Below are 15,651 nucleotides of genomic sequence, written 5' to 3'. Positions count from 1 at the left end.
CTGAATTTACTTAATCGATAGGAGGGATCACATGAGCGATCAAATCTTGAACGGTCTTCATGAGACCATCGAAAAGGCGATGTCCGACCTGAACGTTCCCGGTGCTCAGGTGGCCATCATCAAGGATGGAGAGGTCATTTATTCCGAGGCGTTCGGGTACGCAAACCTGGACGAGAACATTCCGATGACCAAGGAACACTTGTTGCCGATCGGCTCCTCCAGCAAGTCGTTTACGGCGGCAGCCGCCGCGATTCTGGCCCATGAAGGGAAGCTGAAACTGGATGCGCCGATACGGACGTATATGCCGGAATTCAAACTGTCCGATCCATTAGGCTCCATACAGGCCACTACGCGGGATCTGCTGTGTCACAGAACCGGAGTCCCGAGACACGAACTCATGTGGTTCAATTGGGATGATTTAAACCGTCAAGACTTGGCGGTTAACCGTATCCGTCATTTGAAGAACAATATCCCGTTCAGAAGCGGCTTTCAGTACCAAAATCATATGTATGCGGCCGTAGGATACTTGATCGAAAAAATCAGCGGCATGACCTGGGAGAAATTCGTAGAGGAGCGAATTTTCTCGCCTCTGGGTATCCAAGAATACAGCTTCCGTATTCCGTATCCGGATCAGAGCGGCAAGTACGCCAGATTGTATACGCCGGACGAAAATGGCGTCAACAAGGAAAACGTCCCATTAGTGATCGACGCGATGGGGCCGGCCGGCTCGATCAATACGACAATCGATGATTTGGCGAAATGGGTTGTTTTTAACCTGAACGGCGGCAAAGCGGGAGAGCAGCCATTAATCGATACGGCTCTGTTTAAAGAACTTCATAAACCGAACATCCCGTATCAGATCCTGCCTTTTGAATTTCCGGAGCGCGTCACGATCGGTTATGCGCTGGGGTGGACGGTCGATTTGTTCCGGGGGCGCAAAGTGGTGGATCACGGGGGAAATGTAAACGGGGGCTCCGCCTTAATTTCCTTTATGCCGGATGACCATATCGGCTGCGCTGTCCTCACCAATGCGAACAGTAATTTGTTTACGACGGCGTTATCCATGGAAATATATGACCGGTATCTTGGACACGCAGGCGAGAAGGACTGGTTCACGGCATATCAAGACGGCATGGATACCTTGTTGGCCGCAATGAAGGGACAACTTCGCGCAATTTACGGTACGAAAATCGAAGGCAAACCCTACAGCCACGACTTGGAAGAATACGCGGGAGAGTATACGAACCCCGGCTACGGCGATATATGCATCACGGTGAAGGATGACGCGCTGCATATGCAATTCCATAACAATTCCATGGATGTGAAACACCTGCATTACGATATTTTTACGTTCGAACTGCTCGGCGGCCCGCATCCCGTTTCATTCGCTACAGGCGTGGACGGCCGGATCACCTCGTTAAGCATCCCGTTTGAACTTACAGTGGAATCGATCCTGTTCACAAGAAAATAAAACAAAAAGGACTCATTAGTATGTTGGGAGATATACTGCGAGAAGCGAGAAAACAGAAAAATCTCACCCTAGCGGAATTGGCGAAGCGGATTGGAGTCACCACGGGTTATCTGTCCAACCTGGAAAATAACCGTCAAGAGCCCTCGCTGCCGGTACTGAGAGAGCTTTCCGAGGAGCTGGACATCCCGGCCACTCTGATGTTTGCCGAAGAGCCCGATGAAGAGGTGATCGTGCTTCGCAAAATCGAGCGGGCAACGATCAAATTCCTGAACCTGCCCGGGGAGTGCGTGGTGTTGACGCCGATGGCCTGGAGAAGCGCCCAACCTCCGGAAATCGAGGTGCTCCGTTTGGAGATTCCTCCCCATGAACGGATCTCCACCGAGGATTTATCGATGGATACGGACGAAGGCATCTATGTCCTGGAAGGGCAGCTTGAGTATCGATACGGAAATGACAGCGTGCGGATCGAAACAGGCGGCAGCATTTTTATTCCCAGGAAAACAGGACATTATCTTTTTAATCCGAACGAAGAGCCGGCGACCATTCTATGGATTGTCAAATCCACGATAGGAGGTTAGCGCCATTAGCAATAAGGAAGTTTCTTTTAAGCTGAAGGGTGAAAAAATCAGGGACTTAAGGCGGGAGCAGGGGCTGTCGTCCATGGCTTTAGCCGATTTGGCCGGCGTCACGCCCGCTTACATTTCGCAAATTGAACGCAATTTGGCGGAACCCTCCCTGTCCGTCCTTAGAAAACTCGCCAGAACGCTGAATGTTGAGCTGCTGTTTCTATTGGAATATGAAGTGCCGGCGGATGTTTTTATCGCGGCCGGGGAAGGGGCGGCAGAGTTGACCTTTCCGCAGGCGCATGCCAAATATCGGCTGCTGTCGCCGATCCGGTTGAAAAATGGCGAGAAGCCGGATATGTCGTTTATGCTGGTGAGGATTGAAGCGGGGAAGACGGACTATGATGAAATGGTGACTCATGATTTTGTGGAATTTTGTTATGTGCTCGAAGGGTGCATCGAATACCGGACGGATAAACGGACCTATCGCCTGGAAGAAGGGGACAGCCTTTATATGAAGAAAAATGTGCCCCATCTGGTGTATAACCCCGGTACAAAAGAGGCCAAGGTTTTTGTCGTGCTCGGAAACATGCATCCCCATTGGCAAAAAAATGAACAGGGAGGAGGGCGCATAACTCGATGAAAATCAAAGAGATTACGGCGAAAAAGCTAAGGCTGGAATTGCGGCAGCCGGTCGTCATTGCCCTGGGCACCATTGATTATAGCGAAACCGTCATCGTCAGGATTGAAACGGATGAAGGTCTTGCCGGTTACGGAGAAGGAACCGGGGCCACGTTTGTGACCGGCGAATCGGCCGACACGATCGTAAATGCGATCCTCCTTTTGAAGCAGGCATTAATCGGACTGGACCCGTTCAGCATTGATTCTATTCACTACTTGATGGACAAAACGCTGGTTCATAATGCCGCCGCCAAGGCGGCCATCGATATCGCCCTTTACGATATTATGGGCCAATATGCGAAGCTGCCGTTGTATCGCCTGCTCGGCGGAATGGCCAAGCAAATGGAGACGGACAGGACGATCGGCATCGGCGCTCCGGAAGACATGGCCAAGGAAGCGGTCCGGTTGGCGGAACAAGGATTCCGCCAGATCAAGGTCAAGGCAGGCCTGAATCCGGATGACGATATTGAAGCGATCCGGCGGATCAGGGAAGCGGTCGGCGGGGCCATCCGGTTAAAAGTGGACGCCAATCAAGGCTGGTCCGCCGGCGATGCGATCCGCGTCATTCACAGCTACGCCGAATACGGTGTAGAGGCGGTGGAACAGCCGGTCCCTCATTGGGACATCGACGGGCTTAGCTACGTCCGCGCGAAATCGCCTCTGAAAATCATGGCCGATGAAAGCTGTTTTTCTCCGCAGGATGCAATCAAGCTGGTGAAGAAAGAGGCGGTGGACCTCATCAATATTAAATTGATGAAATGCGGCGGCCTTTATCGAGCATTGCAGATCAACGCCATCGCGGAAGCAAGCGGAATAAAATGCATGCTCGGCTGTATGATGGAGAGCCGGATCGGGATCGCGGCCGGCGCGGCTTTGGTGGCATCCAGACCGAACTTCATCTATGGAGACTTAGACAGTTTTATGTATTTTAAAGAAAACGAAAAAATCCGGGGCGGCTTCACCTGCGACGGACCTTATATAACCTTGTCGGATGAATATGGATTAGGGATTGAAGTGGATTGAGCCAAAAACCCGAACGATGTCTATTCTACAACGTTCGGGTTTTTTCGTCTTCGGAACATTTCATTCACTTGGATTGAGTGACCCGGATCAGCGTCAAAAAACTCTTTAATCTTTTTCGATCAGTTCGAGCTTTTCGAGGATTTTCACGGTCGTCATCGCCGACAACCGGACGGCCAATTCCACACTGGCCTTGGAAACTCCTGCGCTATCCAGGGCTTCACGGTTGCTCGAGAGCACTTCGTCCATCACTTCGTCAACAAGCTTATGTACGATCGTTTTTTCCATGATTGCACCCCCCTTCATTTCGAGCATTTTCGAGCTATCTCCTATAAATTTCGACAAAAGATACTTTTTTCCTTCCATGACTCTATCGTGAGAATTCGTGTGCTATATTAGAAATAAACTATCAATATTAGGGAAAACGAGGGAATAGCCATGAATATCAACCATTTCGAGAACGATATAGCCGAAGCGGTTTTAACTAAGGGATACGACTACTACATAGATGACCGTGTTGTTGACGTCTATCACCAAGGGGATCGTGAATATATTATCCAAGTGGAAGGCAGCGACGATTACGAGGTCGTCGTCAAGCTTGGCGAGAACGGGGACATTCTCTATTCCCATTGTGATTGCCCTTATTCTTACGGTCCTATTTGCAAGCACAAAGTGGCGGCTTACTATGAACTGTCGGATATGTTAAGCAGTGAGGAAGAGGAGCGTAACGAAACGGAGCAACCGGGGACGGAAAGGCAGCCGGTGTTGAAAGAGGTGCTCGATCAGCTTCCCAAGGAAGAGTTGGTCGGGATTATCATGGAAGTTGCCCGGGGGGATGCGATGCTAAGAAATTCCCTTTTGGTCAAATATGCCAAGGGGGACGACAAACAGGAACTGGAGAATTGCCGGAAGCTGATCCAAGCTATCGCCAGAAAATATACGGGCCGGGACGGCTTCATTCCGTATGGGGAAACCTATGATTTTACGCAAGAGATGAGTGAAATATTAGAGAAGGCAAGGGGGACGGATAACCTCCCGCTGGCTTTGGATATCACCCTTTTGTTACTGGAAGAAACTATGGAAGCTTTTGAGTATGCCGACGATTCGGACGGGGACATCGGCGTTTTGGCCGATGAAGCGCTGGAACTGATCGGGGAGATCGCCGGGGAAAGCCACGATCTGGATGCGGATGGGCGAGAGCAGGTTTTTAATAAGTTGATGGACCGGATCGAAGGCGGGCTCTGCGGGAGATGGGATGATTACCAAAACGGACTGCTTGAAATATGCGCCGGTTTTGCCGACGTTGAAGCGTTCAGGAGCAAGCTGAGAGCGCAGATCGAACACTTGATCCGCCAAAATGCCGACAACGAGTACAAGAAATACAGTAATGAAAGTATGTTACGCATATTGTTTGGGATCATACAGGAATACGGCACACCTGAAGAAAACGAACATTTTATCACGGAAAATCTCCGGTTCCCTTTTTTTCGGGAATGGTATATGGGCAAGTTTATGGAGGCGGGGGACTTTCATAAAGTCGTGGACTTGGCTTTGGAAGGTGAAGCTCAAGATGAAGCCTCCCGGGGCCTCGTTTTCCAATGGAAAAAAATAAGGTATGACGCCTATCAACAACTATCGCTTAAGGAAGAACAGGTCAAACTGGCCAAAGAGCTGCTGCTGGATGGACATATTGAATATTACAGCCTGCTGAAGCAATCGATTGGCGGAGATAAGAAAGTATTTTATCGTCAATTAAAGCAAGAGTTGATGGAACAAAAGGGCTGGCGCGGCGAAAGGCTGTACCTTAAGCTGGTTGAAGCGGAAAACGATCTGGACGGACTCGTGGAGTATGTAAGGCAGCATCCGGACGAAATTGAAACCTATGCCGACAGGCTGTCAGAGCGGTTTAAGGACGAGGTGCTAACGTTGTATCAGGAGCATATTCGCTTGGCGGCGAAAGCTTCGTCCACACGAAAACATTACCGGAACGTATGCGGCATTCTTACGAGATACAAAAAGATAGCGGGTAAGGCTCATCAACTACAAATGGTCGATGAACTAATGACATTGTATAGTGGAAGACCGGCCTTTTTGGAGGAGTTGAGCAAAATCTAAGCGGGTTTTAAGCCGATATTCCAGCTCTAATATAGCCGGGAGTCAGGTTGCTGCGGCCTGGCACAATGTTCTGAGCTCAAAATGACGTTCGCTATCCACCAATCTATTGGATTTTTCCAATGAGGGGGGGAGGACAAACGTTTGGGGGAGTTGTTGCCCCTAAAACCGGGCTCAACCTAGAAATCGGCGCTTGACAGCCGGCTGCTGGAACGACCAACCAGCTGACTACCTACTGACTACCTACTGATCTATCTGCTGACCTATCATCGTCGCCCTTCAAAATAGCGGCACTTTAGGCGCTTAATATCCGAAACCTAGCCTGTTTATCCCCATTAGCGGCATTTTATGTACTTATTTTCCTCTGAACGGTTCAGTACGCGGGTATTTCCTTGCGACGAGGGAAAATAGAGACATAAAATGCCGCTATCCCTCTCAAATGGGCGGGGATCGCCGAAATAACGACACTTTAGGTCCTTATGTTATTCGCTGAAGTTTCTCAGGCAGTCTAGTTTCTGTTAGTTTTATCGGCGAATGAAAAAATCCCCGCGACTTATCGGCGGACTCCTGCTTTGATGCTCAGCAGCGTTTCGCTCGCCTGGGGCCCTTCGTTCAAGGACCACCCGTACAAGAAAGCTGAACGGGTTGGGGGTTAGAAGCGCCTTGGAGCAGGGCGGCTGATATCGCGCCTCACATCTTTACGGATGACCTCGATCGGCAACCCCGGGAATGCCCATGAACCAGCCAGTCGCGTTCGGCTTCGTGTACCAAAATGCTATCGAATTCGCCATGGCTCCCGATATGATCCCAATGGACATGCGTCGTGATGACAATGATCGGCAAGCGGGTCAGCTTATCCGCAATTCTTTTAATATTGTCTATGCCTAGCCCTGTATCTATAAGGGCGGCTTTGTCTTCACCGATCAGCAAAAAAGAGTGGGCCTTCTCCCAATGGCCGTATTCACTAATGGCGTAGGTTCGGTTGTCAATCGTTTCTACGGTAAACCAGGTACCGTCAACTAAGCCCATCATCTGTCCCCTCTCACCAAACTTCAAATCTACATTCAAACCATATTATACCTTTGCCTTTTCGAAGCGGACAATGGAATCAACAAGAAACAACACAAAACAACATTTAAAAGTCCGATATTGCGTTGACAACAAAAAAGCATGGGGATACGATTGAATCGCTAAATCAAATTGTGCAATTAGGAAGGGGGAGGAACCTTGCCCCGCTGGGGTACAGAAATGCGGCTTATAAATATGCGGCTTATAGAAATGTGGATGATAAGAATGTGTATTATAGGAAAGCGGATGATAGGACAATGGCCTGCAGGAAAACGACTTAAAGTACAACGGTTTGCAGAACTGAGGTTTACAGAACTGAGGTTTGCAGGACCGAGGTTTGCAATGCTGCGGTTTGCCGGGCTGCGATTTACAGGACAACGGTTTGCAAGGGCGAGGTCCGCCGGGCTGCAGTTTGCAGCGCTGCTACTGCTTGCCGTCGTCATCGGCGGCTGCCGAAACGGGGATGCGGCCATCAAATACGACGTCATATATTCCAACGAGAAGGAGACCCATAGCCAAGCGGCCCCGGTTGCCCAGGAAACTTACACGATCGGCATGGTACCGAAAGCCACGGAGAATTCTTATTTCAATCTGGTGGAGGACGGGGCGCGCGAGGCGGCCGAAGATCTGGGGGCGAACCTGCTGTATGAAGGATCGCCGGTGGCGGACACCGGGCAGCAAATCCGGGTCATCCGAAGCCTGATTTCGCGCAAGGTCGATCTGATCGCGGTGTCGGCCAACGATTCGGCCAAGCTGCTGCCCGTACTGCGGGAAGCGAAGCAGAGCGGCATTAGGGTGATCACCTGGGACTCGGATACCGAGCCGGAAGGGCGGGAGCTGTTCGTCAATATGGTCGATCCGGAGACGCTCGGGCGCCATTTGTTGGATGCGCTTGCAATGCAAATGGATGAAACGGGGCAATACGCCGTTTTGGCCGGGGCTTCCACCGCCTCCAACATGAACGAGTGGATGAAATGGATTAAGGTTCAGAATGCGCAATACTATCCGGACATGAAGCTAGTCGAGACCGCCGCGGCCAATGACGATCCGCAGCTCGCCTACACGGAGGCGATCAGGCTGATGGAGAAGTATCCCGATTTGGCGGGAATCATCGGCACCTCCTCCGTCGCGCTGCCGGCGGCGGCCAAGGCGCTTGAAGACAAGCGGCAGGCCGGAAGCATCCACGCGGTCGGATTGTCCACGCCGAATCTGATGCGGGAATATCTAAAGAACGGGACCGTCAAAAACGCCACCCTCTGGAGTCCGAAACGGCTGGGGTATTTAACGATCGTGCTGGCGGTGAACCTGCTTGACGGCCAATCTCCCGTCAACGGCCAGGTTGTCCGCAATGTCGGGGAGATTCGGGTGAAGGGGGATTCAGTGATTATGGGGGAGCCGCTCGATTTTACCAAGGATAATGTGGATGAGTATGTTTTTTAGGCGAGGAAGGCGGCGGTTCCGGGATTTTCGGCTCAGCTCCAAGCTGTTGATCGTCTATGTGGCGCTCACCGTACTTCCCATCTCGCTGCTCGGCGTCATTTCTTACCGGCAATACGAAAAATCGATTGTACAGCAAATCGGCGAGTACATGCCGAAGTTCCTTGATCAGGCCAACGGCTCGATCGATCAGCATATCGGCAAGCTGGCCGTGCTTCCCGAGCAGTTGTTCAGCTCAACCGACGTTGTGCGCATTTTGCGCAAAGATTCCTACCAGAGCAATTCCGATCTCAATACGGATACCTATGTAATGAACAATTATCTGTCCAAGACGTTTCTCGAAGGCAGCAATTCGGAAATTCTCGGGGTGTTCATTTTATCCAAAAACCGGCTGTTCTCCGCTTCCCGCCTCGATTTTACGGGCCTGGACAGCAAGGGCTTGCTGATTCCCTACGGGCAGGACTTGGAGCTAAGGGGCGGAGCGAAGCTGCTGCTGTCCAGCGATTTCGGGCTAAAATTCAGCAGCGGCGAGCCTTACCTCATGATCACGAAGCAAATTGACGACGTGGACAACCGCACCAGCCTCGGCACGATGTTTATCGCGGTGCAAATGTCGTTTATCGATCGGATTTTGCAAAATTTTGAGCGGAACGAGCAGGCGGAATTTTGGCTGCTGAACGGGCAGGGCGAAATTTTCTACCATACCGACCGCGCGCGGATCGGCGGCTACGACGCCGAAATCCGCGAATATCCGGTGCAAAACGGCAGCTTCCGCAAGCAGGCGGGCGGGAAAACCTGGATTATGAGCAGCTCGCGTTCCGCCGGATACGGCTGGAGGCTGATGTACAGCATCCCGCTGAAAGAACTGACGAAGCAGGCCGACATCACCCGGAATATCGTCGGTTTGCTGTTTGCCGGGTTCGCGCTTGTGACCTTGATCCTCTACACCGTTTTCTCCTACCGGGTGACGAGGCCGCTCATGAAATTGGCCCGCCTGATGAAGGAGGTCGGCAAAGGCCGGTTTGACGTCGATCCGGGGATTCAATCCCGGGATGAGGTGGGGATGCTGGCGCGGAGCTTTACCTTCATGGTGTCGATGATCCGGGAGCTGATCGCCAAAAACGTGCAGACCGAGTTAAGCCAGAAGGAAGCGGAGCTCTACGCGCTGCAGTCGCAGATCAACCCTCATTTTATGTACAACACGCTGGAAAGCATCAGCATGGCTGCGGAAGAAGGGGAGCAGGAAGCGGTTGTGAAAATGGTGACCCTGCTCGGGCGCATGCTGCGGTTCTCGGTGTCCAACAAATCGAGATGGGTTACGATTGCCGAGGAAGTGCAGCACGTCCGCGATTATTTGACGATCCAGGCCTTCCGCTTTGAAGAACGGCTGGCTTTTTCGATTACGGAAGAGGTGAACACCGCTTGGTACACGCCCAAGTTTATTTTGCAGCCGATCGTGGAAAATGCCGTGAAGTACGGAATGGAGAGCCGCCGGAGTCTAAAGATCGGACTGCATATCGCTGAAGAACCAGGCACGCTCCCGGGTGAGCGGCAAGTCGTCTTCCGCATCCGGGACAACGGCCCGGGAATCGGCAGCGAGCGGCTTGAGGAGCTGAACCGTGAGCTGCAAAACGTGTCCATGGAGCGGAAGGATTCCGGTTTTGGCCTGAAAAATGTAAACGCGCGCATTCATTATACACTGGGAAGCAGGTACGGTCTGCAAATGGAAAGCATGGCAGGCGAGGGCGCCACCGTTATCATTCGCATTCCGGCGATCGATCGGGCGGGTGCGGAAGATCTGAAGGAATCGTCAAAGGAGGGACAGGTATGAGGCCTATCAAAGTATTGATCGTGGACGATGAACCGCGAATTTGCCGGGGGCTTAAGCGGCTGGTCGCCTCCTGCGGCGAGGAGTGGGAAGTGCTGGCCGCTTTGGGGGACGGCAGGGAGGCGCTGGACTTCCTGCAAACGCGGGACGCCGAAATCGATCTGCTGATCACCGACATCCGCATGCCGGAAATGGACGGGCTCGCCCTGATCCGGGAAGCGGGCAAAGTCCGTTCGTTTCTGGCCGTCGTGCTGACCGGTTATAACGATTTCGAATACGTCCGCACGGCGCTGAAGGAAGGCGCGGCCGATTATTTACTAAAGCCGCTCGACCGGGAGCAGCTAATGGCGGTGCTCGCGGAGATCAAGCAAAAAGTGGAGGAGCGGCGGCTGCAAAATTACCATTGGAGCGCGCTGCGCCAAAAGGAGGCGATGCTCAAATTCACGCAGCAGACGCAGGCGCTCGCCCGGATCACGGCGGACGAAAGCGATCTGGCCCGCTTGGGGTTCTGGGTGGATTCTTTTCCGAAAGGAGAGTACATCCTGCTGTATGTCTCTATGGACACGTTGCCGGTCAAAGCGAGAAGCTTTACCGCTCAAGATTGGCAGGCATATTTTTACGCATTGGAAAATATGACCGGTGAAATCGTCGGCGCGGCGGCGGAAAAACACCGGATGAGCGGCTGGTGGTGGCGGGGTACGGGCGCGGATTTCTGGGCGCTGCTGTGCCGGCCGGGGCCGGACGCGGCAAGCGACGGCGGCGAATGGGAAGAAGCCGCCCTGGAGACGGCCGGACGAATCCGCGAAGCGGTAAGAACGTACACGCCGTTTACCGTATCGGTCTCATTCGCGGAGCCGATCGGCGATTTGTATTTGCTGCCTTACGCGAAGCGGCAAGCGCTTTCCGCCATGCAGCACCGCCTGCTGGAAGGGGGAAACCGGGTGTTTCCGTACGGACGCATCCACCACAGCGGCGGCGAGACTGGCGGGGAACAGCCGGGCGGCCTTCTCCCTTCGCTGCTGCAGCGGATGAAGCGGGCGGTCGGACAGGCCGATGCCGCCGAGGCGGAGGCGGTGTGCAGGCAGCTGTTCGAGCATATCGGCGGGTATTCCTCCCCGGCGCGAATCCGCAAAGTTGCGGAAAATGTGCTGCTTCTGATACAGTCCACCCTGTTTGAAACGTGCGGGGAAACGGCCGGGTCCGCGGGGGCCGAAGCGGCGCTGCGGGAGGCGCGGGAAGCGGTGAACCTGCAGGAGCTGAAGCTGTTGGCGCTGCGGATGATCAGGCGGGCCGTGACGGCGCTGGAGCAGGCGCGGTCCGGGTCCGCGGCCAAGCCGGTTGAAGCGGCCAAGGACTGGATCGGCCGGAACCTGGGAAGCCCGATTACGGTGAAAAAAATCGCCGAGCAGGTCCATATGAACCCTACGTATTTCTGCCAGTATTTTAAGCTGCAAACCGGGGAAACGGTGCTCGAATACGTGACCCGCGCCCGTCTGGAGCAGGCGCGAAGGCTGCTCGCCGACCCTGCGGCAAAGCTGCGGGACGTCAGCCGGGCCGTCGGATATCAGGACGTCCGCTATTTCAGCCGGCTGTTCAGGCAGCATTTCGGCCAGCTCCCGTCCGAGTACCGGGGGACTGCAGGAACCGGCTAAAGGCGTCACGCGGTTTCCCGTCATGTTCCGAAGAATGTCTACCCGATCCGAAGAATCTCTCCTACAGGCGAAAACGCCCCGCTTATATAGTGAAAGGTGTAAGCGCCAACATACAAGGCGTGAAAATTTTGAGGATCGGGAAGGAGCTGTAACATGATACGGAAAGCCTCGATCATGCAAGTTTTTGCAGGCTGCCATGAGGAATACCAAAGACGTCATGACGAACTGTGGCCGGAGATGAAGGAGATGCTGCTAAGCCACGGGGTTCGCACGTATTCGATTTTTTTGGATGAAACGACCCATACCTTGTTTGCTTACCTGGAAATCGAGGATGAAGCGCTCTGGGCCAAAAGCGCGGATACGGAGATCTGCCGCAAATGGTGGGATTACATGAAGGACATTATGCGGACCAATCCCGACAACAGTCCGGAATCCCGCGAGTTGACGGAAGTGTTCCACCTGGAGCCGGAATCCGGAAAGGGGCGGGTGTGATGGCTGCCGCTCAAGCAACGAAGAAGAACGGCCTCAAGTCAACCATCACCGTCGCCATGTCGAATTACCTGGAGGCCGGTTCCATCGTCGCCGGCGCCGGAGGCCTTACCTTGTGGGTCGAATACCTGAAGCTGGACGACGTGAAGCTGGGCCTGCTCGGCGCGCTCAGCGCCAACGGATTCGGGTCGGCGATCGGCGCGCTCATCGGCGGATTTCTGGTCGACAAATACGGCCGCAAGCTGATTTACAAATACGATCTGCTCGTGTACATGCTGGGGGTTTTGCTCGTCGCCCTTTCGTTTAATTTTCCGATGCTGCTGGCGGGTTATGTGATTACCGGCATCGCGGTGGGCGCGGCGATCCCGGCCGCCTGGACGTATATCTCGGAGGAAGCGCCGGCGGGCGAACGGGCCGCCCGGGTAGGCTGGGGGCAGCTCGCCTGGTCCATCGGCCCGGCGATATCGCTGCTGCTGTCCGTGGCGCTGGCTCCGCTTGGCCTGCTGGGCAGCCGGTTGATCTTCGGGCAGTTGTTCGTCATCGCCCTGATCACCTGGATCATGCAGCAGCAGATCAACGAGAGCAAGATCTGGGAGGAGGAAAAAGCCAGGGAAGCCAAGGCGCTGGCGGGCGGCCAGGCGGCGAAAAGTTCGGTTGCCGAGCTGTTCAAGAGCCGGGCCAATCTGCGCTCGATCGTTCTGCTCTTGGGCATTTACTGCTTCTGGAACCTGGTGGCGGGCGTGATGGGCTACTTTATGCCTTACATTTACCAGCGGGTCGGCGGCCTTACCTCCGCCCAGGCCAATTTGCTGCAGGCCTTCCTCTGGATTCTGACCGTAGCCTCGACGTATTTCGTCTTCATCAAGTTCGGCGATAAAGCCAACCGGAAAGTGCTGTACGGGATCGGCGCATTCATGGGGATTGCTGCCTGGGCGATCCTGTCCTTCGGCGGCATGGGCATGGCCGAGCTGCTGGCCTTCGTTGTGCTGTGGGGCGTCGCCGCCGGCTTCGGAGCGCAAGCCTTCTACGGCTTGTGGGCGGGCGAGCTGTTTCACACCAAATACCGCGCCAAAGCCCAGGGCTTTCTGTTCAGCACCGCCCGGGTAGCGGTGGGCCTGATCTCGCTGGTGGTGCCGTCCATGCTTACTTCCATGGGTTTTGCCGCTTCCGGTATGGTGATGATCGGTTTCCTGGTCATCGCCGCGGTGATCGGCGTGGTCATGGCCCCGGAAACCCGCGGCAAGACGCTTGAACAAATTCAGGAGGAAGTGTACGGACGGGACTTTGTGAGCCATCCGGACGAATCCATGTCTCGAACCGGGTAACAACGAATCGATGTCCCGGACGGGGCCGCCGCGAAGGGTGGAGTTTAAAAGAGAAAAGCGCGGGATATAGAGGGTATTCATGGGCTCAACCTTATAAATCGCTGATTAACACAGCCGGCTGCTGGAACGACCAATCAACTGACTTACCTGCTGATCAACCGTCGAACCGTCGGCCTTCAACATAGCGGTACTTTATGTGCTTATTATCGGAAACCTAGCAGGTTTATCCCCATTAGCGCCATTTTATGTACTTATTTTCCTAAGAATGGTCGGGAACGAAGTCATTTCCTTGCGACGAAGAAGAATAGCGACATAAAATTCCTCTATTTCGCTCAAATCGACGGATGTTGACGGGATAACGCCTTTTTATGTCCTTATTTTTTTCTCTGAAACAATCTGCCCCGCCCTGCCTGGGATTCCGCAAACAGGCAGGCAGGGCGGAGCTATATCGCTTAATCCAAATAAGACTCGGCCAGTTCAATCAACTGGTCTTTGTTCATTTGCAAGCCGGTTTCGATCATGTAATGAACGGCCTCCTTGCTGCCCGGAATATCATAGACCCATTGAATATTCCGGCCGGTTGCAAATTCGGTATACAGCATCTTTATACCCTTAACCTCAAGGGTCTCGCGCGGATTGTCCTTGTCTTCTTCGGGCAGCATAACCGTCTGCTTTCCGGGGGTTTTGGAAATCGTTACGAGAATGCCTGTTTTGCCGTTTCTTTGGTAAGAGCTCATAATAATCCAGTAATTTTTCGAGAGCTCAATCGGCATCATCGCGTAGCCCTTGCCCGATTCCTCCGCCTGCTTCCGCAGTTTGTCGGCGATCTCCGCCTCTTCTTTATCGGTTAGCGGATTCTCATAAAGGGCCGGGTAGAAGGAGACCGTGGCATGAGCAAACTTATAATCACCCTCGAAACGGTCAAACAGCTTTACCGGCTGCCCCGCCATGCGGGAACGAAGCTCGGTCAAATCGTGGAAGGGAACCCGCTTCCATTCGATGTCGATTTCATGATCCGGATTGTTCTCAAGCACGTAAAAAATCGCGGCCTCCCCATCCTTCAGCAGATCGTTAGATAAACCGGTGCTGTTCAGCGAACGCAGTTGCTCATCCATGGAAGGCTTTTTATACTCGGGACTGCTCTTATCCAATATCTTTTCTTCCCAAACAATGTCGCCGTGCTTACTTTTCAAGGCATAGTAGTAGTTAGACGCCGCAAAAGCGGTGGAGGCCGCCAGCAGCATTCCGGCCATGACCAGCAAACCTACTTTACGTTTCCCGATCAATTGCGCCTTTGTTTTTTTTTCGGCGCGCAGCTTGCTCATCACTTTGGGGGTCAGGTCCACCTCGGGAAGCTGAACTTCACGAAAAAGTTGTTTCAGATCCTGATCCTTGTCCGATATCATAAGCACACACTCCTTTCGCCTGAGCGTAATACTGGCGGAATTTCGCCGCCGTCCGCCCGTATTTCTTGCGGAGAGCGGCGTTGCTGCGGCCGAGAATCTGGCTGATCTCCTCATAGCTCTTCTCATCAACGCACCGCAAAATCAGCAAGTTCCGTTCCTCCGCCGATAACTTCGACAGGGCCCGATGCACGAATTCATCAAAATAATGGGCTTCGATCCGCAAATCCACCGGTTTGTTCTCTTTGTCATCCCGGTAGAAGAAGGGGAGGTACTTGGCCAGCTTGCGCTTGCGGATCATATCGATGCAATGATTGTAGGCGATTTTGTACAGCCAGGCCCCAAACGGAACTTCGCGTTTATATTTTCCCAATGAACGGTAGGCTTTTAAAAACACTTCCTGACCGCTGTCCTCGGCTTCGGCATAGTTGCCTAACATATGGTAGCAATACAGGAAAATCGATTTTTGATAGACTTGCATGATTTCCGCGAACTTTTCGGTGTCACCCTCCAGAATGTCGGTTATCGTTTGCGACAGATCGACATCGTCCACATTCTCACACCCTTTCCCCTAATACAACGTATCACTGGCCCGCGGATGT

General features: G+C 53.3%; 13 protein-coding genes and 1 pseudogene. 10 read left to right on the top strand and 4 right to left on the bottom strand.

Annotation, left to right across the window (positions count from 1 at the left end; genetic code table 11):
• Window positions 1-31: 31 nt before the first annotated feature.
• The 4 genes from DYE26_RS19145 to DYE26_RS19130 are packed head-to-tail and all read left to right on the top strand — an operon-like array spanning window position 32 to window position 3,738.
• The gene (locus DYE26_RS19145; RefSeq protein ID WP_051985716.1) at window positions 32-1,471 is read left to right on the top strand and encodes a serine hydrolase; all 1,440 of its coding nucleotides are present in this window, start codon (window positions 32-34) and stop codon (window positions 1,469-1,471) included.
• 20 nt (window positions 1,472-1,491) lie between these two features.
• The gene (locus tag DYE26_RS19140; protein WP_036626391.1) at window positions 1,492-2,049 is read left to right on the top strand and encodes a helix-turn-helix domain-containing protein; all 558 of its coding nucleotides are present in this window, start codon (window positions 1,492-1,494) and stop codon (window positions 2,047-2,049) included.
• Between the two features lie 4 nt (window positions 2,050-2,053).
• Window positions 2,054-2,677 (top strand): helix-turn-helix domain-containing protein, encoded by a 624-nt coding sequence (locus DYE26_RS19135; RefSeq protein WP_326068044.1) that lies wholly within the window; start codon window positions 2,054-2,056, stop codon window positions 2,675-2,677.
• Window positions 2,674-3,738 (top strand): mandelate racemase/muconate lactonizing enzyme family protein, encoded by a 1,065-nt coding sequence (locus DYE26_RS19130; RefSeq protein ID WP_036626387.1) that lies wholly within the window; start codon window positions 2,674-2,676, stop codon window positions 3,736-3,738. Before DYE26_RS19135 ends, DYE26_RS19130 begins: the two co-directional genes overlap by 4 nt.
• Window positions 3,739-3,843: 105 nt before the next feature.
• On the opposite strand, the gene DYE26_RS19125 is transcribed toward DYE26_RS19130, so the two are convergent.
• The gene (locus DYE26_RS19125) at window positions 3,844-4,023 is read right to left on the bottom strand and encodes a hypothetical protein (protein WP_124333582.1); all 180 of its coding nucleotides are present in this window, start codon (window positions 4,021-4,023) and stop codon (window positions 3,844-3,846) included.
• A 150-nt stretch (window positions 4,024-4,173) separates the two neighbouring features.
• Between DYE26_RS19125 and DYE26_RS19120 the strand changes: the two genes are divergently transcribed.
• Window positions 4,174-5,850 carry an SWIM zinc finger family protein gene (locus tag DYE26_RS19120; protein ID WP_036626383.1) on the top strand — a complete coding sequence of 559 codons (1,677 nt, stop codon included), beginning with the start codon at window positions 4,174-4,176 and terminating at the stop codon, window positions 5,848-5,850.
• Between the two features lie 652 nt (window positions 5,851-6,502).
• Here the strand turns inward: DYE26_RS19120 and DYE26_RS19115 are convergent.
• A pseudogene (locus DYE26_RS19115) lies at window positions 6,503-6,876 on the bottom strand (MBL fold metallo-hydrolase); the annotation flags it as partial.
• Window positions 6,877-7,257: 381 nt separating this feature from the next.
• Between DYE26_RS19115 and DYE26_RS19110 the strand changes: the two are divergent.
• The 5 genes from DYE26_RS19110 to DYE26_RS19090 all read left to right on the top strand — a co-directional run bounded on the left by DYE26_RS19110 (window position 7,258) and on the right by DYE26_RS19090 (window position 13,646).
• On the top strand, window positions 7,258-8,355 hold the full coding sequence (locus DYE26_RS19110; RefSeq protein ID WP_051985714.1) for an autoinducer 2 ABC transporter substrate-binding protein: 1,098 nt from the start codon (window positions 7,258-7,260) through the stop codon (window positions 8,353-8,355).
• A complete protein-coding gene (locus tag DYE26_RS19105; RefSeq protein ID WP_227872972.1) occupies window positions 8,339-10,183 on the top strand; it encodes a sensor histidine kinase in 1,845 nt (614 codons plus the stop codon). Before DYE26_RS19110 ends, DYE26_RS19105 begins: the two co-directional genes overlap by 17 nt.
• On the top strand, window positions 10,180-11,832 hold the full coding sequence (locus DYE26_RS19100) for a helix-turn-helix domain-containing protein (RefSeq protein WP_036626381.1): 1,653 nt from the start codon (window positions 10,180-10,182) through the stop codon (window positions 11,830-11,832). Before DYE26_RS19105 ends, DYE26_RS19100 begins: the two co-directional genes overlap by 4 nt.
• A gap of 153 nt (window positions 11,833-11,985) precedes the next feature.
• On the top strand, window positions 11,986-12,324 hold the full coding sequence (gene rhaM / locus DYE26_RS19095; RefSeq protein WP_036626379.1) for an L-rhamnose mutarotase: 339 nt from the start codon (window positions 11,986-11,988) through the stop codon (window positions 12,322-12,324).
• Entirely contained in the window at window positions 12,324-13,646 is a 1,323-nt protein-coding gene (locus DYE26_RS19090) for an MFS transporter (protein ID WP_036626378.1), read from the top strand. The genes rhaM and DYE26_RS19090 overlap by 1 nt, the downstream gene beginning before the upstream one ends.
• Before the next feature lie 452 nt (window positions 13,647-14,098).
• Here the strand turns inward: DYE26_RS19090 and DYE26_RS19085 are convergent, their stop codons facing one another.
• Entirely contained in the window at window positions 14,099-15,052 is a 954-nt protein-coding gene (locus DYE26_RS19085) for a DUF4367 domain-containing protein (protein WP_036626377.1), read from the bottom strand.
• Window positions 15,009-15,602 carry an RNA polymerase sigma factor gene (locus tag DYE26_RS19080; protein ID WP_036626376.1) on the bottom strand — a complete coding sequence of 198 codons (594 nt, stop codon included), beginning with the start codon at window positions 15,600-15,602 and terminating at the stop codon, window positions 15,009-15,011. The genes DYE26_RS19085 and DYE26_RS19080 overlap by 44 nt, the downstream gene beginning before the upstream one ends.
• Between the last annotated feature and the right edge of the window lie 49 nt (window positions 15,603-15,651).

The organism is Paenibacillus macerans (assembly GCF_900454495.1).
Taxonomy (GTDB): domain Bacteria; phylum Bacillota; class Bacilli; order Paenibacillales; family Paenibacillaceae; genus Fontibacillus; species Fontibacillus macerans.
The sequence above is the reverse complement of the archived record's forward strand: the minus strand, read 5'-3'. Positions and strand labels throughout refer to the sequence as shown.